Below are 24,425 nucleotides of genomic sequence, written 5' to 3'. Positions count from 1 at the left end.
TATTTTTTTATTAAAGGCGTTATAATAGAAAAAGGTGGTGAGATTGTGAAAGAATTAACAAAGTATAGTATGGAGTATAAACTGTTACAAATATTCATGTTTTTAGCCTCTTTATTACTCAGTTTAACTGTCATATTTCAAAATATATATTTAGGAAAAATTATAAATCAAATGCTCGTCGTTAAATCAGGATATGAACAGCTTTATTTATGGCTAGGTATATTATTAGCCGTGCTGTTATTAAGAGCATGCTTTAACTATCTTAACCAATTGTCCGGTCAACAGCTTTCTTTTAAAGTGAAAAGAGATGTAAGACACAATTTGATAAATAAAGATACTGAACGATCAAAAGTTACAATTTTAACCGAAGTGGTTGAAGGTATACATCCTTTTTATGAATCATATTTGCCTCAAGTCTTCAAATCAACCATTATCCCAATCGCGATTATCATTACTTTATTTTTCATTCATTGGCCAGCAGCGCTTATTATGATGATAACTGCGCCATTTATTCCATTATTTTATATTGTGTTTGGATTAAGAACACGCGATAAAGCGAAAGATCAAATGCAGTCTTTAGATCGTTTTGCGAGCGAGTTTATAGATTTAACGAAAGGTCTTGTGTCACTGAAATTGTTTAATCGTACAGATGAAACAACTGCGAAAATACACAAATCCAGTACATCATTTAGAGATTTAACGATGGAAATTTTAAAAAGTGCATTTTTATCTGGATTAATGTTGGAATTTATTTCGATGCTCGGAATCGGTATTGTGGCGTTAGAAGTAGGTTTGCGACTTATCGTATTTAACGATGTATCATTTGTTGTAGCAATCATTACATTATTGCTTGCGCCTGAATTTTATAATGCGATTAAAGATTTAGGACAAGCTTTTCATACAGGTAAGCAAAGTGAAGGTTATATTGAAATGATTGAAGAGATGAATAACGAAGAACAAGCTAAAAAGACAGCTATTCAAATCGATTCAAATATGAATCAACAGGATATGATTCAATTTAATGATGTATCTTTCGCATATCCTAATCGTCAAGATTTTTCATTTAATAAAATTAATTTAAATATAAAAGAAAAGAGTCATACCGCTATCATTGGGCCAAGTGGTGCAGGTAAATCAACATTGATTCAATTAATGTTAAATGAGCTAAGTCCCAATAATGGTGAAATTAAGTATAAAAAATCATTAAAAATTGGTTATCTATCCCAAAGACCATACATTTTTAGCGCTACTTTACTAGAAAATGTCACGATGTTCCAAAACTATGATGAAAATCATGTATTTGATGTATTAAAAGAAGTAGGACTCATGGAAAAAGTCACACAGCTATCAAAAGGTATCAATACGATGATAGGTGATGGGTATGAAATGTTATCTGGTGGAGAAATGAGAAGAGTTGAACTTGCCAGATTGTTATTGCTCAATCCTGATGTCGTTATTTTTGATGAACCGACAACAGGGTTAGATATTAAGACTGAACAGCTCATTGTTCATACGGTCAATCAATTTGCGAATGAAAAAACTGTTATCACAATTGCGCATAGAAAAGAAGTTCTGAAATATGCCACTCACTACATTGAAATTCAAAATGGTGAAGTTCGTGAAATCGATGTGCCGCATAAAGGTGGTGTCATGCAATGAAAAAATTAACGATTAAATTTGATAAAGATTTCTATCTTTCAATCATAATAGGTGTTTTTGGCATGCTGACCGCATTAGGTATGTTTGCATTGAGTGGATATATGATTTCTAAAAGTGCGCTTGGCACACCTCTTTATGCTTTAATGATTCTAATCGTCACGATTAAATTATTTGGTTTTGTTAGAGCGATCACAAGATATTTCGAAAGGTTATATTCACATCGTTCTACATTTACGATGTTAAGAGACATTCGGGTGGAATTGTTTAATCACTTAATTCCAATAGTTCCTAACGTATTTAGAAGATATCGTTCAAGCGATTTACTCACTCAAATGGTGAATAATGTCGAACGATTACAAAACATATTATTAAGAGTGTATTATCCACCAATTGTTATTATATTAACGACTTTCATAACGATTTTAGTCATGATTAATTTTAATATATATGCAGGTATCGTAATTGGTATATCGATGTTTATTTCCGTTATATTAATTCCATATTTATCTAGTAAACGTGCTAATCTTCTAGCAATGCAAGTTCAACAAAGTGAAGAAGATTATGTAGCAGAGTATTTTGATTTTGAAAACGGACGTTCAGAATTAAAGAGATTTCAGCAATTTGTACATTTTAAAGAGAAAGTTTTTAAGAAACAAAATCAATATGAACAGAAAAAATATAAAGAACAGAAATTTTTAAGTACGTATGATTTCATGTTGAACTTATCATCAATGGTCAGCATATGGTGTATGACAATCTTATGTATATGGCAAATTCAAGATGGCGTATTAAATGCTGTATTTTTTGCAAGTATCTTAATGATCACCATCACATTGTTTGAACAAGCGATACCTATGACAAACGTCGCATTTTATAAAGCAGATACAGAAAGAAGTCTTCAAAATATAGAAGAAGTTATCAATCAATCTTTTGATGAAATCAATGGAAGTTCAGTGCACAGTGATGCGTTGTATAATGCGAAAAACTTAACTTTCAAGTATGATTTTCAAGAAAGACCAACTTTGAAAAGCATCAATTTTGAAATTGAAAAAGGACAACATGTTGCAATAATTGGGCCATCAGGTTCGGGTAAAACAACATTGCTCAATTTACTCATGGGATTATACAGTGTGAACGAAGGCGTATTATCTTATAATAAAGAACTGCTCGCTCAAATAGACAAAGAAAATTATGTAGACGAAATCAACACAATGTTGCAACATAATCACTATTTTGAGGGTACTGTAAGAGAGAACTTGTTAATTGAAGCGAAAGACGAAGAAATGAAGCAAGTCCTTTCAACAGTGAACTTAAGTTATTTAGATTTAGACCAACAATTAACTAAAAACGCTGAAAATATATCCGGTGGAGAAAGACAACGTTTATCTATGGCAAGATTACTGTTAAGAAGTGCTCAAATATGGATGTTAGATGAACCAACTGCATCTTTAGATGAACAGAACGAAGAAAATATCATGCATCATTTATTAAATAAAGACGACACAATCATCATTGTTACACATAACTTGAAATATTTACAAAGCTTCGATCATATTATTGTCATGAACGAAGGAGAAATTTTAGAACAAGGTAGTTATGCTCAACTGATGAAAGATAAAGGTTACTTATCTGAAGTCATTTATTATAATGAGCAACTCGTGTGAAAATAGTAATGTATAAAAAATAAGCATCTCACTTTGATGATTAAAAAATTAAAGTGAGATGCTTATTTATTTTGAATTAAACATGATTTCTATTTCTCTTGATTAATTTTGTCGACGTTATTAATCAGTTTTTGTAATAAATTGTTAAGCTGTTGTGATTCTTCGTCGCTTAATTCTGATACATCTTGAATGAGATGAGATGCATGATGCAAATGTTCTCTCATTTGTTCACTTTTCTCAGTTAAATGAACAAATACTTCTCTTTGGTCTAATTCAGAACGTTCGCGCTTAATGAGTTCCAAATTCTCCATTCTTTTTAATAGAGGGGATACGGTACCTGTATCTAGAGCTAACTCTGTTACAAGCTTTTTAACATTGACCGGTGCGGTTTCCCATAAAACAGTAAGAACTAAATATTGTGGATAAGTAATCTGGTACTCTTTAAAAATTTTGTTTGAATAATAACGATTGACTTGTCTTTGCGCATTATACAAATTAAAACACAACTGGTTTTGGATATTTAAATTATCCGGCATGATCTTTCCCCCAAACTACAAATGCAATGGTTCATATTTTTTTTACAAACTTCTTATTCATTATATAATGAATAAATTTAGTTTGTAAATATTTTTAATAATAGCAAGGATTCATTGTAGAAATTATATGATGGGTCAATATTTAAAACGTAAGTCTTTGTAGTTTGTATGGTTATATCATATAATTGCAGAAAGGTGGTTTAAACATGGTTCAAAGTAATGAAAATAAAAATAAAATGTCTGTTACAGTTTTGACAGGATTTTTAGGAAGCGGTAAAACAACTTTGCTTCAAAGGCTGATTTTAAATGCTAAAGAAGCTGGTCAAAAAGTCGCGATTATTATGAATGAATTTGGTTCTTTTGATGTTGACAGCAAACTATTAGGTGACGATGTTTCAAGTCAAAGTTTATTAAATGGTTGTATCTGTTGTTCATTGAAAGATGACATTGAAGTCGTCTTACATAATTTATATCATAAAGAAAATCCGGATTTAGTGTTAATTGAAGCTACTGGAATTGCGCATCCAGTTGAAGTGGTAGATGCGTGTCAAAATCCAACATTAATAGATAAAGTTGAAATGCCTTCAATAATCGGTGTAATGGATGGTAAAAGATACTTAGAACGAACACGATATACAATACAGACGAAACAACTTATGGAAGAACAGATGTTGTATTCGCATCTGATCGTTATTAATAAATCTGATGAATTATCAGCAGAAGAAAAAGCATTATTAAAAGAATCTTTACAATCTATTAAGCATCAACCTCAACTTCACTTCACGAATTATTCGAATATAGATGATATCGAAATGCCAGTGAATGAAATATTAGCTATTGAAGGTAAACATAGTCATCATCACGGTATACAATCAATGAATTACACATTTAGTGGACCGGTAGACATGGAACTGCTCTTTCAATTTTTGAGACAGTTACCTGATTCAATACTAAGAATTAAAGGGTTTCTTAAATTCAAAGAAGAACCAGAACAAACTTATTTATTTCAATACGCGTTTGGGGTACCTCAATATGAACCAGAAATCATGAATATGCCCTTAACGATTGTCATAATAGGAGAAACGATAGATAAAGCTTATTTACGAAACAAGTTAGATATGTTGAATTTTTCATAGGAGATGATGGGATGGAACGTATTCGTATAAATAAAAATGTTAGTTATTCAAGGATTGTACATGGATTTTGGAGATTAAATAAATGGGGATATAGCAATCAGCAAGCGAACAATTTTTTACATGAAATTGTAGATCGTGGTATTACGACGATGGATCATGCTGATATTTATGGTGATTATACGTGTGAATCTTTATTTGGAGACGCATTAGCATTAACACCGAATTTAAGAGAAAAAATCGAAATTGTCACTAAATGTGGCATTATTTTGCCGAATGAAAATAAACCTAAAAATACAGGTCACCGATATGATCAAAGCTATGAGCACATTATAGAGTCGGTCGATCAATCATTATTAAATCTTAAAACAGACTACATCGATACGTTACTTATACATCGTCCATCTCCACTGATGGATCCAGATGAAATGACAAGAGCTGTCATGCATTTAGTGGAACAAGGAAAAATAAAAGCATTCGGTATTTCTAATTTTAAATGTAATCAATATGAGTTGTTGAACGAAAGTTTAAAAAAAGAAATGTCACATATTTCGGTCAACCAAGTGGAAGTATCACCGTATCAGTTAGAAAATATTGAAGACTGCACATTAAATAGAATGCTCCAACATGATGTTAAAGTTATGGCGTGGAGTCCATTAGCAGGCGGTAAAATATTTGATGAGAACGATAAAAAATCAAGACGCATACTTGAAGTGATTCAACCACTCGCATCCAAATATAACGTCAGCATTAGCACTGTGATATATAGTTGGTTATTAAAATTACCTTCTAAAGTAATGCCAATTGTCGGTTCAAGTAAAATTGAAAGAGTCGATGAAGCGGTTAAAGCGACTAAGCTACAATTAACAGATCAAGAATGGTTTAACATATATGTCGCTTCGCGTGGTGAAGATATATTATAGTTGCTTCAATAAAACAGAAATTCTTCTCAAAATAAAGAGTTTAGGACATAAATGTTCTAAACTAAAATGATTTTGTAAAGTGCATGCTTGCCTGGGGGTATGGCTCGAGCCTGTAGTCTCTCACACATACTATTCCCCCGGGCGTCAGCACTTTACAAAATCAGAAATATAAAATCACCCAATCCGAAAATGATGCCAACGGATTGGGTGATTTATTTTAAGTTGGGATTTATGTCCCAATCTCTTTTATATGTCAGTTTTGAAAAATAGACATTTTTTAAGCTATGTTTTTATTTTTCTAATCTTTTAAGTGTGATTTCAGCTAGTGATTTAGCTGCTACGAGCATACAATCTTCATTTACATCAAATTTAGGATGATGGTTCATATATGGCTCTGATACGCCGTTAGGTTTACTACCTACTATATAGAAAGAACCAGGAATTTTTTGTAAATAATATGCAAAGTCTTCTGACCCTGTTACTTGAGGAATCTCAACTAGTTGATGGAAATAATCTCCGACACTTTCAGATAAAATTTCAGCTACTTTATCTGTTTGTTCAGGATGATTATAAAGTACTGGATAACCATATTGGTAATCTAGATCATATTTAACATCAAATCCTACTGCAACACTATCTGCAATTTTTTTGATTTCTTGATACATTGTTTCTTCTAATGCTGGATTTAAATATCGAGCTGTACCTTTAATAGTGACACTGTCTTGAATAACATTATAACCACCCGGCGCTTCAAATGCACCGATTGTAACAACACCCATATCTAACGGATCGATACGTCTTGAAACAATTGTTTGAATAGCATTTACAAAGTTTGTTCCAGCTACTAAAGCATCGTGTGTTTTGTGTGGACTTGCGGCGTGACCACCTAATCCATTTATCGTTAATTTGAATGTAGAACTACCAGAGAATGAAGGACCTTTATTATATCCAATGAATTCTGGACCAGCTGCAGGTACGATATGAATACCATATACTTCATCTAAATCGTCTAGAACACCTGATTCTACAATTGCTTTAGCACCGCCAGGAGGTTTTTCTTCAGCATGTTGGTGGATGATTTTGACAGTACCTGGTAATTCTTCTTTCATTTCTATTAAGGCATCTGCAAGTCCCATTAAGTAAGCTGTATGTACGTCGTGTCCACAAGCGTGCATAACGCCTTCATTTTGTGATTTGAAAGGTACGTCTGTTTCTTCTGTAATCGGTAAAGCGTCGAAATCAGCTCTTAAACCAATTGTTCTACCTTCACGTCCACCTTTAATTTCAACGACAATAGCATGCTCGCCGTCAATAGGTTTGATAATATTAACATCTTTGTCTTTATAAAATGATTGGATATAGTCTGCAGTATTCACTTCTTCAAATGATAATTCAGGGTTTTGATGTAAATGCCTTCTAATATCAATCATGTTACTTTCATTATTTTCAATCAGTTTAAATAGCTTTTCTTTTGAATTATTCATGTTCTGCCTCCTAAAAATATACTAAATAAGTATAACAGTAATCTTTTTCTACATAAAACATTTAAACTTATAAAATCATAAAAAAATTTTGATTGATTTTGAATGAATGTGATTGAATGTGATTGACATTTTAATGAAAACGTTTTATTATATACAATTGAACAGGGGAGATTGTATGTTAACGACTGAAAGACATCAATTAATCATAGAAGAGATTAACCAACGGGAAACGGTATCTTTACAAGAACTCATCAACTTGACGAATTCAAGTACTTCTACAATTAGAAGAGATTTATCACAACTAGAACAAAGAGGCTTACTTAAACGCGTTCACGGTGGTGCTACTCAAATTGCGAAACGTCATGAAGAAAGAAATATGACGGATAAGGAATTACGTCACCAAGATGAGAAACAAGAAATAGCGAGACTTGCAGCTAGTCTTATTTCGGATGGAGATACCATTTATTTAGATGCTGGGACAACTACTTTAGAAATGATTCCGTTTATTACACAACAAGACATTATCGTAGTTACTAACGGTTTAACACATGTGAGACCGTTATTAGAAAAAGGTATTCCTGTTTATATGACTGGTGGAGAAGTTAAATCAACTACATTCGCAAATATAGGTGTAAATGCAGTTAAATCACTTGAAAGATATCGATTTGATAAAGCTTTTATCGGTATGAATGGAATTGATTTAAACTACGGTCTAACTACACCTGATCCTAGTGAATCAGAAATGAAAGAAACAGCTATCAACTTATCATCACAAGTGTACGTCTTGTTAGATCATTCTAAATTTAATGAAGTGTCATTTGCAGAAGTAGAATATGAGAAATCAATTGAAATTTTAACTTCTGAAAAAGCAGTTCAAACTATACGTAATTTCGATCAATTTAAAGAAAAATATAATATTAACGGAGGACTACAATGATATACACAGTTACATTTAATCCATCAATTGACTATGTGATGTTTACAAATCAATTTGAAGTTGGTGAATTAAATAGAGCGCATGAGACAAATAAATTTGCTGGTGGTAAAGGCATTAATGTATCACGAGTTCTTAAAACGTTAAACGTGAAGAGCACAGCTACCGGATTTGTTGGAGGTTTTCCAGGAGAATTTATTAAAGATGCTCTTGCTAAATCAGATATTCTAACTGATTTTGTAGAAGTTCAAGACGATACGAGAATAAACGTGAAGTTAAAATCAGGTCTAGAAACTGAAATAAACGGACCAGGACCAAATATAGAGCCCGATCATTATGAACAGTTTTTATCAAAAATGAAAAAGACAACTTCAGAAGATACGGTCATTATTGCAGGAAGTGTACCAAGTACGCTTAAAAAACCAGTTTATCAAGAAGTTGCAGAAATATTAAAAGAAACAGGCGCAAATTTAATTGTAGATGCTGAAAAGGATTTAATGAAATCGATTCTTTCTTACAAACCTAAATTTGTTAAACCGAACAAAACTGAATTAGAAGAGATATTTGATAAACAGATAGAAACTGACCAAGAAGTCATTGAATGTGCAGAATCATTATTACAAGAAGGCGCACAAGCAGTAATTGTATCACTTGGTGGAGAAGGCGCTATCTATGTGGATCAAACGACAAAACTAAAAGCTATTGTGCCTAACGGTCAAGTAGTAAATACGGTTGGATCTGGTGATAGTACTGTGGCAGGCATGGTAGCTGGATTAGAGACAGGTCAAGATATAGAATCAGCTTTCAAATTAGCTGTAAGTTGTGGGACGGCAACTGCGTTTAATGCAGACTTAGCAGAATCTCAAGACATCGAAAAAATAATTTCTGAAGTGGTTATTAAACATATTTAAAACAGGGAGGTCATTAAAATGAGAATTACTGAACTTTTAACTAAAGAAACGATCGCAATGGATTTATCAGCTACTCATAAAGATCAAGTAATAGATGAACTTGTATCTCAATTAAATCAAGCGGGGAAATTGAGTGATGAAGTTACGTTTAAAGAAGCGATTCATGCAAGAGAATCACAAAGTACAACTGGTATCGGGGAAGGCATAGCCATTCCTCATGCTAAAACAGATGCTGTACAATCAGCAGCAATTGCATTTGGTAAATCGATTGATGGTGTTGATTATCAATCGTTAGATATGCAACCAGCACATTTATTCTTTATGATTGCAGCACCTGCTGGAGGGGCTCAAACGCATTTAGATGCACTAGCAAAACTTTCTGGGATTTTAATGGATGAAAATGTAAGAGCAGAGTTACTACAAGCTAAAAGTGAAGAAGAAGTATTAAATATCATTAACAAGCATGATGATGAAGCGACAGACGAAGAAACAGAAGAATCTGTAGTTGCATCAAATGAAGCAGCGGTTTCTGAAGAAGGGCTTGTATTAGCTGTAACTGCATGTCCAACAGGAATTGCACATACTTATATGGCAGCAGATGCTTTGAAAAATCAAGCTAAAAAAATGGGCGTTCCGATTAAAGTTGAAACAAATGGTTCAGGTGGTATTAAGAACCATTTAACAGAAGAAGAAATCGAAAAGGCTTCAGGTATAATCGTAGCTGCAGATGTACATGTTGAAACAAATCGTTTCGATGGCAAAAACGTTATACAAGTGCCAGTAGCTGATGGTATTAAACGACCAGAAGAACTAATCAATATGGCACAAGATACGTCACGTAAGCCATTTGTCGCTAAAGGTGGCAAACAAAGCAGCTCTACAAGCAATGAAAAACAAAGTGTATCTAAAACTATTTATAAACACTTAATGAACGGTGTTTCTAATATGTTACCACTTGTAATCTCTGGTGGTATCTTAATGGCAATTGTATTCTTATTCGGTGAGAATTCATTCGACCCTAAGAGTGATCAATACAATGAATTCGCTGCAAACTTATGGTCAATTGGTAGCGACAGTGCTTTCCAATTAATTGTACCAATCTTAGCAGGTTTCATTGCTCGAAGCATAGCAGATAAACCAGGGTTTGCATCTGGTCTTGTCGGTGGTATGTTAGCAGTAGCAGGTGGTTCAGGATTCTTAGGTGGTATTATTGCAGGTTTCCTTGCAGGTTACTTAACTGAAGGTGTTAAATATATATTTAAAAAATTACCTCAAATGTTTGAAGGTTTAAAACCAACATTAATATACCCAGTATTATCTGTGTCACTTACTGGACTATTAATGGTATACGTTATTAACCCACCAACATCTTGGTTAAACAATTTATTATTAAGTGGATTAGATAGTTTATCAGGTTCTAACATCATGTTACTTGGATTAGTATTAGGTGCTATGATGGCAATTGATATGGGTGGTCCATTTAACAAAGCCGCTTATGTCTTTGCTACAGCCGCTTTAACAGAAGGTAATGCAGCAGCAATTACAGCTGCTATGGTTGGTGGTATGATTCCTCCAATCGCAATCGCAACAGCGATGTTAATATTCAGAAGTAAATTTACAAAAGCACAAAAAGGTTCAGTGATTCCAAACTATGTAATGGGATTATCCTTCATAACAGAAGGTGCAATTCCATTTGCAGCAGCAGATCCGTTACGTGTCATTCCATCCATGATGGTTGGTTCAGGAATCGGTGGTGCAATTGCATTAGGATTAGGTTCTAACATTCAAGCACCACACGGCGGTATATTCGTAATACTTGCAACAGACTTTGGACACGTTCTACAAACGTTATTAGCGGTTGTAATCGGTGCATTAGTAGCAGCAATCATATATGGATTAATCAAACCAAAATTAACAAAAGAACAATTAGAAATTGCTGAAGAAGCATAATAAGTAGAAAAATTTAATATTAATCGTTACAAGCTGTCGACAAAGTAGTCACTTTGTGGCAGCTTTTTTTAGTGATAAGCGAGTTGATATTGAGTTATTGATAAACGTGGATACGTAGATTATATTTTCTCAGTCAAAAGTATGACGTGGAAATCTATGTTTAAAATTGAAATATCAGGGAATTTTTTATATGATTAAACTAGAATATTCACATTATGTTGAATAAGGTAAACGTGGGGAAAGATGTAAACTATGTTATATTACAAGACAATTATAAAATCAAATGATTCTGAATGGGTTACGCTACTACATGGTGCTGGTGGGAGCTCTTCAATTTGGTTTAAACAAATGAGGTATTATAGAAAACACTTTAATATTTTATTAGTTGATTTACGAGGTCATGGTAAATCTGCAAATAAAGAATGGAAGAAAAATGATTCATTTGAACATTTGGCTAAAGAAGTCGTAGATGTATTGGATTATTTAAAAATCGACAAGACTCATATAATAGGGATGAGCTTAGGTACTATCGTTGGTCAAACGATGGCTGAATCCTATCCTGAAAGAATTTCAACTTTAGTATTAGGTGGCGCGATTATAAACGTTAATTTAAGAACGAAATTTTTACTCGCTATTGGCCGTACAATTATGAATTTTGTACCTTACATGCTGCTTTATAAACTTTTCGCATACATTATTATGCCTAGAAAAGCGCACGAAGAATCACGGTTAAGATTTGTTAATGAAGCTAAAAAAGTGTCTCAAAAACAATTTATTAAATGGGTTAAGCTGACTAAACTTGTTAATCCTTATTTAGCGCATTTACAAGTAGCTACGAAAGATATTCCGACGCTTTTTATAATGGGTGAGGAAGATTACTTGTTTATGCAGCCAGTTGAAAGATTAGTAAAAGAAAACGGGAATTTTTCTTTGGAAATCATAGAACAAGCTGGCCATGTATGTAATATCGATCAGCCTGAAGCTTTTAATCAAATAAGTTCAAAATTTATTATGAAACATGTAAAATCTGTAACGATGTAAAGAATGAGACTGGGACATAATGTAATGTCTCAGTCTCTTTTAGCATCTTGGCAGTAGCTGACTGAATTGAAAATGCGCTTGTATCAAGCTTTTTCCAACTCTAGTCAGCCTTGCCGGGGCGGGACTACGAAATCTTTTCATACAAATTAGATTTCTGTCCCGCTCCCATTCTTTCTTATATCATTTAAATAAATAGTGAAATGTGATACACTAAAAGTAATATGCTAATATTGGGGGAGGTGACGCTAAATGGGAAGGATTTAGTTTTAAATTCATATTTTATTATAAAATATATAGAAAAAAGTAATAAAAAGGTGACCATAGCGTCACCGCAAAATATTTGGAGGTGAATCCCTAGAAATAGGGAACTAATTGGAAATTTCGACCATAATAAACTTTATTGTATTCTTTGTATTAATTGCATTTACAATGGTATTTGTAGGATCTGAATTCGCGCTTGTTAAAGTACGTATGACTAGAATTGAACAATTGATATCTGAAGGTAGTAAATCAGCTAAAATTGTACATAAGATGGTTAAGGAACTAGACTATTATTTATCTGCATGTCAACTCGGTATTACAGTTACATCACTTGGATTAGGTTGGATTGGTGAACCGACATTTGAAGTATTAATTCATCCGGCATTAGATTTCTTTAATTTACCTGATGCACTCACAAAAACTTTTTCCATCGTAATCAGTTTCTTAATTGTTACATTCATACATGTTGTAGTTGGTGAATTAGCGCCAAAAACGGTAGCTATTCAACAAGCAGAGCGACTAAGTTTAATCTTCGGCAGACCGTTATATTATTTCGGTATTGTTATGAAACCACTTATTTGGTCTATGAATGGAACAGCACGTATTTTAGTAAGAGCAATAGGTATTCAACCTACGAACGAAGAACAAGCAATGTCAGAAGAAGAATTAAAGCTTATCATGACTCAAAGCTATCAAAGTGGTGAAATAAACCATACAGAATTAGCTTATATGAAAAATATTTTCTCATTCGATGAAAGATTAGCAAAAGATATCATGGTACCTAGAACACAAATGGTTACATTAACAGAACCATTTAATATTGAGGAACTGTTAGTAATCATTAATGAACATCATTATACACGTTACCCAATAACAGAAGATGGAGATAAAGATCACGTTAAAGGCTTTATTAACGTCAAAGAATTCTTAACAGAATATGCATCAGGTGCAAATATTAAAATCAATAATTATATACATGATTTACCACTTATTCACGAAGTTACGAGAATCAGTGATGCGTTAGTGAAAATGCAAAAAGATCATGTCCATATGGCATTAGTGATTGATGAGTACGGTGGCACAGCTGGTGTTATTACAATGGAAGATATTCTTGAAGAAATTGTTGGAGAAATCCGTGACGAATTTGATGATGATGAGGTAAATGACATCATTAAAACAGGTGAAGATACTTACCAAATTAATGGTCGTGTCACTTTATCAGAACTCGAAGAAAAGTTTGGAATAGACTTTGCAGATTCTGATGACATAGATACTATTGGTGGTTGGTTACAAGCACATAATCCAGAAATTGAGAAAGATGATTATGTAGACACAGATTACGACAAATGGGTTATAATTGATGTTGAGAACCATCAAATTAAAACTGTTGCATTGCACAAAGAATTTATTAAAGAACGTAGAAGTATTTTTGATGATGACAAAGAAGATGAGGAATGAAAAGTGAGCAAAACTACATTAACATCATTATTTAGATTTACAGGATATTTAGAAGGTGGATCATTACTATTATTAGTATTTATAGCAATGCCTATCAAATATATATTGAGTAATCCAAATGTAGTTGCAGTATTAGGCATGGTACACGGGGGATTATTTACAATTTATCTTATTATGATACTCGTAATGGCTATTATTGTAAGAACCCATATTAAATGGTCTGTTATTGCTTTTGTATCAGCATTTATACCATTTGGTACATTTATATTTGATCGTTTCTTTATTAATAGCAAGTCGTATCAAAATATTACACAATAATCATAAAAATAAGCATATCACGCTACTGATTTAACTCAGTAACGAGTGATATGCTTTTTTATTTTGAGTTGGGATTTATGTACCAGCCCTTTTACAATTGAATGAGGTTGGTGTGTGGAGGGAGTGGGGTCGGAGTCTCTATGTTGCTTGTTTGGTGAGTCTTGCAACTTAGAGTCGTTCTATGTTGCTTGTTTAGTAAGTCTTGCAACATACAGAGCTTCTATGTTGCTTGTTTGGTGAGTCTTGCAACATACAGAGCTTCTATGTTGCTTGTTTGGTGAGTCTTGCAACATACAGACGTTCTATGTTGCTTGTTTGATGAGTCTTGCAACATACAGGCTTTCTATGTTGCTTGTTTAGTGAGTCTTGCAACATACAGGCTTTCTATGTTGCTTGTTTGATGAGTCTTGCAACATACAGAGCTTCTATGTTGCTTGTTTAGTGAGTCTTGCAACATACAGCATGCACAAGCAAAACCGTAACTCTATATGGATATTCCAAGAAAAACAATAATACAAATGTCAGCATATTAGATTGGTTTAAAAAATAAAAAATCCCGTGAATTTATCAAGTCAAGCTTCACATGATAAATAGCAAAAATTCTTTATAATATTCCTAACGATTTTGTGAAGTGCTGACGCCCGGGGGAATGGTATGAGTGAGAGACTACAGGCTCGAGCCATACCCCTAGGCAAGCATGCACAAGCAAAATCGTAACTCTATATAAGACAACTATTGATTAGTAATGATAGTAAACGATGCGATAGAAACGTGATGGATCTTTTTTGTCTTAATGAATCGCATCATGTAAAATAGAAGTCATAGTAGATTGATTGAGAGAGGAACACATATGTATGAGAATTAATAAATTTCTAAGTGAAGCTGGAGTATGTTCAAGAAGAGGCGCAGATAAATGGATCAGCGCTAATCGAGTTAAAATAAATGATGAATTGGCAACATTAGGATCAAAAGTAGAAGATGCAGATGTTGTTAAAGTTGATAATGAAGTGATAACAATTGATAAAGGTTATGTATATATAGCTCTAAACAAACCTCGTGGTATTACTTCTACAACTGAACGTCATATTAAAGGTAATGTTGTTGACTATGTGAATCATCAAGAAAGAATATTTCATATTGGGAGACTAGATAAAGACTCTGAAGGACTTCTATTACTGACAAGTGATGGAGATATAGTGAATGAAATATTACGTGCAGAGAATAATCATGAAAAAGAATACATTGTTTCTGTAGATAAACCTATTACGAAAGATTTCGTTAAACAAATGTCTGAAGGTGTAGAAATTTTAAATCAAAAGACGCTTCCAGCCAAAATAGAACAACTCAATGATAGAACGTTTAAAATTGTTTTGACTCAAGGTTTAAATCGTCAAATTAGACGTATGTGTGAAACTTTAGGATATGATGTTAAAAAATTAAAAAGAATACGTATTATGAATATTAAACTAGAAGGTATTAAATATGGTGAGTGGAGAGATTTAACAAAAGAAGAATTTGAAGAACTGACAAATTCACTTTCATACACACCAAAAAGAGAGCGCATGATATCTAAATAAAGGGGTAATGAATATGGTTAAATTAAATAATAATGTAGATATACCAGAATTAGGTTTAGGCGTATATAAAATTAATGAAGAAGATGTTGAAAGAGTCGTAAATACTGCGATTGAAGCTGGTTATAGAGCGATTGATACTGCTTGGTTTTATAAAAATGAAAAAGCATTAGGTCACGCTTTAAATAAAATTGATATAGATCGTGAAGAACTTTTCATTACAACTAAATTATGGAATGATTTTCAAGGGTACGATGAAACAATTAAAGCATTTAATGACTCCTTAGAGTCTTTACAATTAAAGTATATAGATATGTATTTAATTCATTGGCCATGTCCAGAAGATAATCTTTTCGTGGAAACATACCAAGCTTTAGAAAAATTATATAAAGAAGGTAAAATTAAAGCGATAGGCGTATGTAATTTTAAAGAGCATCACTTAGAAAAATTATTAGCTGAAACAGAAGTTGTCCCAGCGGTTAACCAAGTAGAATTTCATCCGAAATTTAACCAAAAAGAACTGCAAACATATTGTGAAAGTAAAGGCATTAAAGTTATGGCTTGGAGTCCTTTAATGAGAGGCGGAGAATGGCTAGATAACCCGGTTTTGAAAAATATAGCTGAAAAATATAATAAAACTGTCGCGCAAGTGATTATTAAATGGCACATACAACAAGATAGACTTGTTATACCAAAATCTCAAAATGACAACAGAATTAGAGAGAACTTTGATGTGTTTAACTTTGAATTAAGCGATGAAGATATAATAGAAATTGATAATCTTCATACAAATGAGAGACAATTTAGAGATCCAGATGATGTGAAAATAGGAGATATGAAATAATGTTAAAACCTTCACATATTTGTTTGAATTAAGATGTATTTTATATATATCTTTTAGTAAAATAAATATGTGGAGGTGTTTTTTTGTTTAAATTTAAAAAACCAAATCAACATGGTGTTTGGTCGATGATCGTCGTACCTATCGCATTTGGTATCGCAGCAAGCGGTTTTACATTTTTGCATATATTATTATATATAGGTGTACTAGCAGCTTATTTCATGAGTGATCAAGTATTTTTCTATTTAAAGAAAAGGAAAAAAGACATAGGCTACATATACACAGCTAGCATATTCGCACTAATAGTCCTTATATCATTTATACCCATAGTGTTATATAGAAATGATACATTTTGGATCTTTTTATTGATGTTGCCTCTATCATTTATCAACGCATATTTCGCTAAAAAGAAAAATGAAAGGGCATTTACAAATGACTTAATAGCTGTCATTATATTTTGCTTATTTGGTATAATTAGCACATTATTAAACACAGCTATATCAAATATTCAAACATGGTTACCGGTTTTTATAATAAGCTTTATGTATTTCTTTGGAACGATATTATATGTAAAAACGATGATTAGAGAGAAAAAATCAACAAAATATAAATGGAGTTCATGGATATATCATTTATGTATTGTCATTGTAGGATTCGTGATTAGTCCTTTAGTTATGGTCATGTATATACCAAGTTTAATACGCTCAATCGTTTTATATGCGAAGAAAATTAAAATTATGCATGTTGGACTAATAGAAATAGCCAATTCTGTCTTCGTGTTAGTAGTCGGATCGATGTACTTACATTAAGATGCAAAATAATGACATACAAAAAGACTGCTAACAAGTTCACTTTAAGTGACTTTGTCGACAGTCTGAAGCAACCATTTACAGGATGGTTGCTTTTTATTTATATCTTTTATTAAAACATAAATATTATTTTTTGATCATTTTTAAGATGAATGATAGTACGAGTATCAATATAATTGAACCAATAAGTGCTGGTATAATTGCTACTCCGCCCCATACTGGACCTAAATCGCCTAGTAAAGAACCACCAATAGCTGACCCGATTAAACCGGCAATGATGTTACCAATAATGCCGCCAGGTATATCTTTACCTAATATAACGCCTGCTAGCCAACCTATAAGTCCGCCTACGATTAACATTAATATAAAGCCCATAGAGTGTACCTCCTCTTGATATTTCTGATTTACTTATATATGTACCCTGTTACTTTGTATGTGAAACATAATAAGAAGTTTTGAATAACTTTTGCCATAAAATAAACAAAATATAAAAAAGGAAGACGGGTACTAATAAAAACCAGTGGGGAGTAAGTACAATCATACATATTAGAGATACGATTGATAATATTTCTCCTACTAATCTTGGATGAATAAAGTATCTATATATACCTTTTTGGTAAATTTTTGCAAGTCTTTTACCATTTGATTCAACTGCTTGTGTAAACAATGAAAGGTAAGCGATAATCTGGCCGAATATAAATAAACTGACACCAAAGTATGGCACAGATTGGTAAATGGAAAGTTTACTATCTAAATAAACGATGTTTAATGTCATGCTAAATATAATAGTAACAATATAAAGTACAAAAAATTGGTTTTCAATATAGTTTGGAGCGTATTTAATTTGAATCCATGTATGAAAAAATGCCCATATAAGTAACATAATTGTTACAGCTATCGTGATGAAGTTGATTTCTTTGATGATTATAAAGGAAACTAAACCATTCAAAGCAATTGTGATAGAAATGACGTAATGGTTTATACGCTTTTTCTTATTCATTACTACGAAGTTATATGACATTAAGACGATACACAGAATGATATTAATTGAAACGAGAAATGCCATATCAGTCTCCTGCCTTAAACTAGTCTCATCTAAGAATTATAACAATTTCTTAACATTTAATCACTAAATATATATTTAAGAAGTAAATTTGGATAAGCGTTTGACATTTTGAATGTGTTTTACTAGTATTGTGTTAAGCTATCTTGTAATACAAAGTAGCAGTGAAAATTGGAAGAGGTTATGAATATGTCGTCCATAAAGACACAAATGAGAAAAGGTTTATTAGATGCTTGTATATTGTCTATTATACAATCTCAACCTGTATATGGTTATGAGTTATCACGTAAATTAAATGAGCATCAATTTACTGATGTGAGCGAAGGTACAATTTATCCGATTTTATTGAGGCTATTGAATAAAGAATTTATTTATAGCGAGTTCAAGCATAGTGAACAAGGACCAAAGAGAAAGTATTATTACATAACTGAGAAAGGCCGCGAAGAATTAGAAATCGTAAGTAATGAATGGCTTAAAATGAAAGAACCAATTACTAAATTGTTAAAAGGGAGCACTGACGATGGCGAGAACAACTAAACAATTGATAGATGAAAACAATGAGAAGAGAAAGCAATTAAATGAAGAAGATTTAGAAGTGTACGAAGATTTCTTGTTATATGTGAGAACGGATTTAAGAGTAAGTGAACACGAAACTGAAGTTATTTTGATGGATGTATTAGATCATTTATTAGAAGCTGTTTCACACGGTTCATCAGCTATAGAATTTTTTGGACATGATGTAAAAGGGCATGCTGATGAAATCTTAGAAGAGCTACCTAATGAATCTAACAAAGCTGTGATGAAAATGGTAATGATGGGTGTTGCTTATTTTTACAGTATTTATTTTATTGTTTCTGGTATTGTTGGAATATTTGCAGACTATAAGACGCCACTAATATCAACACTTTCATTATTAATTTTAGTACCAATAGGTGGATTCTTCATTATAAAAATGCTGTTTAATATTATTCAAAGGTATATATTTGATAAATCACAATACAAAAAATTTAAAGAAACTGTTTATGCAGGTCTAGTTGTAGGTGTCATTCCAGCAATATTAATATTAGTACCAAATATTATATTTAAAGATATGATGAGAGTTTATATTCCGTGGTGGATATTCCTTGTAATAGGTATCGCGATTTATAGTATTTATAAAATATCAAAGAAAAATGGACAAAATTAGAAAATTTAAAAATCACCCAATCCGAAAATGAATTTAACGGATTGGGTGATTTATTTCCTAGGAAATATTAAACGCCTTTTTTATTACTCCACAATAAAGTGTGTAATTGAGGTAAGACATAAATATCATTTAATGTGTCGTTCATGACTTTATCAATAAGTTGTTCATATTTTTCTAATAGTTTTTCTGTATGGTTTGAAACACTATCGTCTAAGTAAGGATTTCCAACTTGCAAGTAGAATGGAATGGAAGGGTATCTGTTGTGGATATCTTTGGCGAATTGATAATCTTTTTCATCGAATATAACGACTTTTAGTGAAAGGCTATCTTGAACACATTGTGCAATGACTTCATCCAAAATTGGTAAGTTTGGTTTCATACCAGAACTTGGAGGTTTAGGACTAATTGTTAAGTCATCGATAAGTGTCATCCAGCTTTGGAATTTTGAACCTTGCGTCTCGAGCGCAGTCTCGATGTTCCTTTCGTTCAGCGCTTCTACTAAAGGACCAATATTTTTTATGAGTGCTGGATTACCGCCGGATATTGTAACGTGTTGATATTTATTAGGTGCAATGGCATCTAATTCAGATATGATGTCTTCTGGTTCGAGTAAGCGAATATCATCTTTAGCAGAACCATCCCAAGTGAAACTTGAGTCACACCAACTACATCGGTAATCACACCCGCTTGTTCTCACAAACATCGTTTTTCGACCGATGACAGATCCTTCACCTTGAATGGTAGGACCGAAAATTTCTAATACGGGTATTTTAGGCATTATTGTCACCTTGTTTAATAGGACGATAAACAACATAACTTGTTGGTGTCTCTCTAACAAAGACTTGTATACATTTAGGTTTGTTTGCTCGTCTATCTAAAGCTTCTTGTACGATATTGTATATTGTTTGGGCAACTTGTTCAGTTGAAGGACTGTTATCTTTAAATTCATCAAAGTCATTTAACAGTTTATGGTCATATCTTTTGTGAATTAAAGATTTAAGTTCGCTAAAATTCACTAAAAATCCCATTTTATCTAATTCGTTACCTGCAATTGTTAAGTTTATAAAATAAGTATGGCCATGAATATTTTTACATTTACCTGCCTCTTCATAAGGAATGTAATGCGCACTAGAAAAGTTGAAATCTTTATTCAGTTCGAAGGCATAAGGATGTTGAACACTTGGATAAATTTGTTGTAGCATTATAAACTTCCTTTCGTTTCTAGATATTGGTCTAAGCCTTGTTTTCTCAATTTACAAGCAGGACACTCGCCACAACCATCACTCATTACACCGTTATAACATGTTAATGTTTTTTCTCTAACATAGTCCAGTGCACCTAATTGATCGCTTAAAGCCCATGTTTCTTTTTTGTTCAACCACATAAGTGGTGTATGAATCACAAAGTCTTTATCCATTGATAAGTTAAGTGATAAGTTCATAGATTTGACGAAACTATCTCTACAATCTGGATAGCCGCTAAAGTCTGTTTCACAAACACCTGTAATAATATGTTTAGCGCCAATTTGGTAAGCTAATGCACCAGCAAATGATAAAAATAATAAATTTCTAGCTGGTACAAATGTATTTGGAATTCCATTTTCATCATTTTCTATTTTCATATTATGATCAGTTAATGCGTTTGGAGAAAGTTGTGAAAGTAATGACATATCGAGAACGTGGTGTTTTAAACCTTGTTCGCTCGCAATATCTTCTGCAACTTTAATTTCTAAATCGTGCCTTTGACCATATTGAAATGTAACTAATTCTACTTCTTTAAATTGTTTCTTAGCGTAAAACAAGCATGTTGTACTATCTTGTCCACCACTGAACACGACAAGTGCTTTTTCATTTTTTAATGTTTCTGACATAAAACTTCTCCTTTATAAAGGCATAAAAAAAGCCTGCCTTCTATAAAAAGGTAGACGTAGGTGTCTAGTTTTTTATAGAGGGTATAAGCTAGTAACCTCTTAGTTTATTGAATATACAAATGATAATATAATCATATTGTAAAAGCAAGTTTGTGATATGGTATGATTGATTTGAAATTAAGGAAAGAAGAGCGTGTAAACTTATGATTATGATGATAGATAACCACGATTCATTTACATATAATATTATTGAATATATAAAAATACTAACTAAAAATAATGAAATTAAAATTTTGAAATCTGAAGATGTGACTGTAGAAATCGTTCAATCTCTTAATCCCGACGTGATCATCATTTCGCCAGGACCGGGCCATCCTGATGATTATGCAGCGTTGAAATCGTTTATTTACAATATTTATAAAGATGTACCTATATTAGGCGTATGTTTAGGTTTCCAATTATTAATTGCTACTTTCGGTGGAAGTGTGATAAAAGGTGAACGACCTGTTCATGGTCACACTGCGAGACTAGAACATGATGGAAAGGGATTGTTTGAACATTTACCTCAAGATTTCCAAGTTACGCGATACCATTCTTTAATAGCTGATAAAAAGTACATTCCTCAAGATTTTATTGTTACTGCGAGAACAAGTGATGATATCCCGATGGCCATTCGACATAAATCATTACCAATTGAAGCTGTTCAATATCATCCCGAATCAATTATCAGTGAATATGGTTTAGAGCAGTTAGCGAATTTCTTGATGAAAGCAGGTGTTGAAATTGAAGACGCATATAAAGTTTAAATATATTAATGATCAGCAAAATGAAGAAAAACTAGACTTAAAGTTTCAGAACTCAATTGCTTCTATGACTGCTCATAGCATCGATGAAGTTCAAACATTAGTTGATAAAGCAACATATTACCATCAACAAGGATATTATGTCGTCATGACATTACCTTACGAAAGTGCACCAGCATTTGACGAAACTTTAGAAGTGCACAAAGCAGACGGTCATTACGGTTCGATGCAAGTGTACGACCAACCAGTTGCTCAATTCGATTATGATGTGAAAAATGATGATACAGATGAAAATATGGATTGGCAGACAACAAATTCAGATGCTGAATTAGCGCATCATATTCATACAATACAAGATGAAATAAGGTTAGGTAATACATACCAAGTAAACTATACGACGCGATTAACAGCTCAATCCATTCAAGATGGCTATGCATATTTCCAATCGTTAACAGCAGAGTCTCATGGTGATTACGAGGCTTATATTGAGCACGATGATGAAACGATTATTTCTATATCGCCAGAGCTTTTCTTTCAATTCGGACGACATCAACATCTTGAACATACATTGTTAACTAAACCGATGAAAGGTACGATTGCAAGAGGTGGTAGCTTAACTGAAGATGAAGAAAATCTTACGACATTAAAGCATTCTAAAAAAGATAGAGCTGAGAATGTGATGATAGTCGATTTATTAAGAAATGATTTAAGCAAGATTTCTAAAGTTGGGACAGTAGAAACGATAGACTTGTTCAAAATTGAAAAATATAAAACCGTTTATCAAATGACAAGTACTGTGCGAAGCCAATTAAAAGATAGACTTTCATTATTTAATGTTCTTCAAGCGCTTTTCCCATGTGGATCTATAACTGGCGCACCTAAAGAATCCACTATGCGAATTATTAAAAATTTAGAAAAAACAGCTAGAGGCATTTATTGTGGTGCAATTGGTTTGTTATTACCAGATGGAAGAATGATTTTCAATGTGCCTATAAGAACGATACATAATAATGAAAAAAGGGCTATTTACGGTGTAGGGTCAGGTATAACAATAGATTCAAATGCTGAAGCGGAAATCGAGGAATTTAACATGAAGACTAAAATACTTGAAAAACGTAAAGTGAATTTAATTGAAACGATGCGAATTCAAGATGGTCGTGTTCAAAGACGTCGTGAGCATACAGAAAGAATTTCAAAAAGCGCTGAAGCGTTACAAATACCTATTGAACTTGAAAAATGGGATAACATACTTGATGAAACAGAAAAAAGTCATATAGACAGACCATATAAATTAAGAATAGAATTGACTCATGAAGGTGAATTCAATGTGGATACAACAGCATTAGTCGATTCGACAAAACCACTAACAGCAAAATTGAAACAGGCTCAACCAGTTTCTTCTATATATATTAAAAACAAAACAACTGAGCGTCATCATTTTAAGCACGAACATGAGACAGATGTGGTATTGTACTATAATGACAAAAATGAAATTACTGAATTTGATATTGGTAACGTTGTGATTAAAGATGGTGAATCTTTTATAACACCACCTTATAACGAACAAATTTTAAATGGTTGTATGAGGCAACAACTGCTAGCATCTGGCGTCATTAAAGAACAAGCAATTGATAAAGAAACATTGTTAAATAACACTATTAATCATAAATATGAAGTATTTATGATTAATAGTTTGAGAGAATGGACTAAAATAGATTTAAAATTTTGATGGTAATCTATAAGTACAAATAGTAAAATAGTAAACATCATATAAGGACGGGTGAAAATATATGTTCTTAACATTATTATATTTAGTAATAGTGATTGTAGTAGCATTTTGCTTAAAGCGTGTTGTTTTAAGTGAGCTAAGAAAAGAAAAAAATAAGCAAAGTTTTGCGTATTTATATATTGGATTTGCCATTGCAATCGTTTTTGTGGGCTTATTTGTTAATCAATTAACGCATGTTTTTATTGATTTGACAGATGTATTTTATCGTAAACAGTGAT

25 protein-coding genes are annotated in these 24,425 nt (G+C 32.5%); 18 read left to right on the top strand and 7 right to left on the bottom strand.

Features of this window, described 5'->3' with window-relative positions; genetic code table 11:
- The first annotated feature begins 45 nt into the window (after positions 1-45).
- Positions 46-1,659 carry an ABC transporter ATP-binding protein/permease gene (locus PYW35_RS10870; RefSeq protein WP_103322625.1) on the top strand — a complete coding sequence of 538 codons (1,614 nt, stop codon included), beginning with the start codon at positions 46-48 and terminating at the stop codon, positions 1,657-1,659.
- Positions 1,656-3,323, top strand: coding sequence for an amino acid ABC transporter ATP-binding/permease protein (locus PYW35_RS10865; protein ID WP_103322624.1), 1,668 nt, complete (start codon positions 1,656-1,658; stop codon positions 3,321-3,323). The genes PYW35_RS10870 and PYW35_RS10865 overlap by 4 nt, the downstream gene beginning before the upstream one ends.
- An 89-nt stretch (positions 3,324-3,412) precedes the next feature.
- Here PYW35_RS10865 and PYW35_RS10860 read toward each other — a convergent pair whose 3' ends face one another.
- The gene (locus tag PYW35_RS10860) at positions 3,413-3,859 is read right to left on the bottom strand and encodes a MarR family winged helix-turn-helix transcriptional regulator (protein ID WP_016912955.1); all 447 of its coding nucleotides are present in this window, start codon (positions 3,857-3,859) and stop codon (positions 3,413-3,415) included.
- 206 nt (positions 3,860-4,065) lie between these two features.
- On the opposite strand from PYW35_RS10860, the gene PYW35_RS10855 reads away from it, so the two are divergent.
- A complete protein-coding gene (locus tag PYW35_RS10855) occupies positions 4,066-4,995 on the top strand; it encodes a CobW family GTP-binding protein (RefSeq protein ID WP_103322623.1) in 930 nt (309 codons plus the stop codon).
- Positions 4,996-5,006: 11 nt separating this feature from the next.
- Positions 5,007-5,915 (top strand): aldo/keto reductase, encoded by a 909-nt coding sequence (locus PYW35_RS10850; protein ID WP_103322622.1) that lies wholly within the window; start codon positions 5,007-5,009, stop codon positions 5,913-5,915.
- A 290-nt stretch (positions 5,916-6,205) separates the two neighbouring features.
- Here PYW35_RS10850 and PYW35_RS10845 read toward each other — a convergent pair whose 3' ends face one another.
- Positions 6,206-7,399 carry a M20 metallopeptidase family protein gene (locus tag PYW35_RS10845; protein WP_103322621.1) on the bottom strand — a complete coding sequence of 398 codons (1,194 nt, stop codon included), beginning with the start codon at positions 7,397-7,399 and terminating at the stop codon, positions 6,206-6,208.
- A gap of 175 nt (positions 7,400-7,574) precedes the next feature.
- On the opposite strand from PYW35_RS10845, the gene PYW35_RS10840 reads away from it, so the two are divergent.
- The 9 genes from PYW35_RS10840 (at position 7,575) to PYW35_RS10800 (ending at position 17,496) form a co-directional block, all read left to right on the top strand.
- On the top strand, positions 7,575-8,336 hold the full coding sequence (locus PYW35_RS10840; RefSeq protein WP_016912716.1) for a DeoR/GlpR family DNA-binding transcription regulator: 762 nt from the start codon (positions 7,575-7,577) through the stop codon (positions 8,334-8,336).
- A complete protein-coding gene (gene pfkB / locus PYW35_RS10835) occupies positions 8,333-9,244 on the top strand; it encodes a 1-phosphofructokinase (protein WP_016912717.1) in 912 nt (303 codons plus the stop codon). The genes PYW35_RS10840 and pfkB overlap by 4 nt, the downstream gene beginning before the upstream one ends.
- Positions 9,245-9,262: 18 nt before the next feature.
- On the top strand, positions 9,263-11,194 hold the full coding sequence (locus tag PYW35_RS10830) for a PTS fructose transporter subunit IIABC (protein WP_016912718.1): 1,932 nt from the start codon (positions 9,263-9,265) through the stop codon (positions 11,192-11,194).
- A gap of 252 nt (positions 11,195-11,446) precedes the next feature.
- Positions 11,447-12,235, top strand: a complete 789-nt coding sequence (locus PYW35_RS10825) for an alpha/beta fold hydrolase (protein WP_103322620.1) — start codon at positions 11,447-11,449, stop codon at positions 12,233-12,235.
- A gap of 372 nt (positions 12,236-12,607) precedes the next feature.
- Positions 12,608-13,954 carry a hemolysin family protein gene (locus tag PYW35_RS10820; protein ID WP_016912720.1) on the top strand — a complete coding sequence of 449 codons (1,347 nt, stop codon included), beginning with the start codon at positions 12,608-12,610 and terminating at the stop codon, positions 13,952-13,954.
- Positions 13,955-13,957: 3 nt separating this feature from the next.
- Positions 13,958-14,272, top strand: a complete 315-nt coding sequence (locus PYW35_RS10815) for a DUF3817 domain-containing protein (RefSeq protein WP_016912721.1) — start codon at positions 13,958-13,960, stop codon at positions 14,270-14,272.
- Positions 14,273-15,126: 854 nt separating this feature from the next.
- Positions 15,127-15,849 (top strand): pseudouridine synthase, encoded by a 723-nt coding sequence (locus PYW35_RS10810; protein ID WP_016913224.1) that lies wholly within the window; start codon positions 15,127-15,129, stop codon positions 15,847-15,849.
- A 13-nt stretch (positions 15,850-15,862) separates the two neighbouring features.
- Positions 15,863-16,690 (top strand): aldo/keto reductase, encoded by an 828-nt coding sequence (locus tag PYW35_RS10805; protein WP_103322619.1) that lies wholly within the window; start codon positions 15,863-15,865, stop codon positions 16,688-16,690.
- Positions 16,691-16,773: 83 nt separating this feature from the next.
- Complete coding sequence (locus tag PYW35_RS10800) at positions 16,774-17,496, top strand: YwiC-like family protein (protein WP_103322618.1); 723 nt, start codon at positions 16,774-16,776, stop codon at positions 17,494-17,496.
- A gap of 126 nt (positions 17,497-17,622) precedes the next feature.
- Here the strand turns inward: PYW35_RS10800 and PYW35_RS10795 are convergent, their stop codons facing one another.
- Positions 17,623-17,871 (bottom strand): GlsB/YeaQ/YmgE family stress response membrane protein, encoded by a 249-nt coding sequence (locus tag PYW35_RS10795; RefSeq protein WP_103322617.1) that lies wholly within the window; start codon positions 17,869-17,871, stop codon positions 17,623-17,625.
- A gap of 49 nt (positions 17,872-17,920) precedes the next feature.
- Positions 17,921-18,562 (bottom strand): hypothetical protein, encoded by a 642-nt coding sequence (locus tag PYW35_RS10790; RefSeq protein ID WP_103322616.1) that lies wholly within the window; start codon positions 18,560-18,562, stop codon positions 17,921-17,923.
- A gap of 186 nt (positions 18,563-18,748) precedes the next feature.
- On the opposite strand from PYW35_RS10790, the gene PYW35_RS10785 reads away from it, so the two are divergent.
- Positions 18,749-19,096: a PadR family transcriptional regulator gene (locus tag PYW35_RS10785; protein WP_103322615.1), complete on the top strand. Its 348-nt coding sequence runs from the start codon at positions 18,749-18,751 to the stop codon at positions 19,094-19,096.
- Positions 19,080-19,745, top strand: coding sequence for a DUF1129 family protein (locus tag PYW35_RS10780; RefSeq protein ID WP_103322614.1), 666 nt, complete (start codon positions 19,080-19,082; stop codon positions 19,743-19,745). The genes PYW35_RS10785 and PYW35_RS10780 overlap by 17 nt, the downstream gene beginning before the upstream one ends.
- A 67-nt stretch (positions 19,746-19,812) precedes the next feature.
- Here the strand turns inward: PYW35_RS10780 and queE are convergent, their stop codons facing one another.
- From queE to queC, 3 genes are read right to left on the bottom strand one after another with little or no spacing between them, the layout of a single operon-like run.
- On the bottom strand, positions 19,813-20,523 hold the full coding sequence (queE, locus tag PYW35_RS10775) for a 7-carboxy-7-deazaguanine synthase QueE (RefSeq protein ID WP_103322613.1): 711 nt from the start codon (positions 20,521-20,523) through the stop codon (positions 19,813-19,815).
- Entirely contained in the window at positions 20,516-20,947 is a 432-nt protein-coding gene (gene queD, locus PYW35_RS10770) for a 6-carboxytetrahydropterin synthase QueD (RefSeq protein WP_103322612.1), read from the bottom strand. The genes queE and queD overlap by 8 nt, the downstream gene beginning before the upstream one ends.
- On the bottom strand, positions 20,947-21,615 hold the full coding sequence (queC, locus tag PYW35_RS10765) for a 7-cyano-7-deazaguanine synthase QueC (protein ID WP_016911784.1): 669 nt from the start codon (positions 21,613-21,615) through the stop codon (positions 20,947-20,949). Before queC ends, queD begins: the two co-directional genes overlap by 1 nt.
- Before the next feature lie 203 nt (positions 21,616-21,818).
- Between queC and PYW35_RS10760 the strand changes: the two genes are divergently transcribed.
- The 3 genes from PYW35_RS10760 to PYW35_RS10750 all read left to right on the top strand — a co-directional run bounded on the left by PYW35_RS10760 (position 21,819) and on the right by PYW35_RS10750 (position 24,424).
- Positions 21,819-22,421, top strand: a complete 603-nt coding sequence (locus PYW35_RS10760; protein WP_016911783.1) for an anthranilate synthase component II — start codon at positions 21,819-21,821, stop codon at positions 22,419-22,421.
- Positions 22,399-24,147, top strand: a complete 1,749-nt coding sequence (gene pabB, locus PYW35_RS10755) for an aminodeoxychorismate synthase component I (RefSeq protein WP_103322611.1) — start codon at positions 22,399-22,401, stop codon at positions 24,145-24,147. The genes PYW35_RS10760 and pabB overlap by 23 nt, the downstream gene beginning before the upstream one ends.
- A 61-nt stretch (positions 24,148-24,208) precedes the next feature.
- Positions 24,209-24,424 carry a hypothetical protein gene (locus PYW35_RS10750; RefSeq protein WP_016911781.1) on the top strand — a complete coding sequence of 72 codons (216 nt, stop codon included), beginning with the start codon at positions 24,209-24,211 and terminating at the stop codon, positions 24,422-24,424.
- Position 24,425: the final 1 nt, after the last annotated feature.

The organism is Mammaliicoccus vitulinus, from assembly GCF_029024305.1.
GTDB lineage: Bacteria > Bacillota > Bacilli > Staphylococcales > Staphylococcaceae > Mammaliicoccus > Mammaliicoccus vitulinus.
The sequence above is the reverse complement of the archived record's forward strand: the minus strand, read 5'-3'. Positions and strand labels throughout refer to the sequence as shown.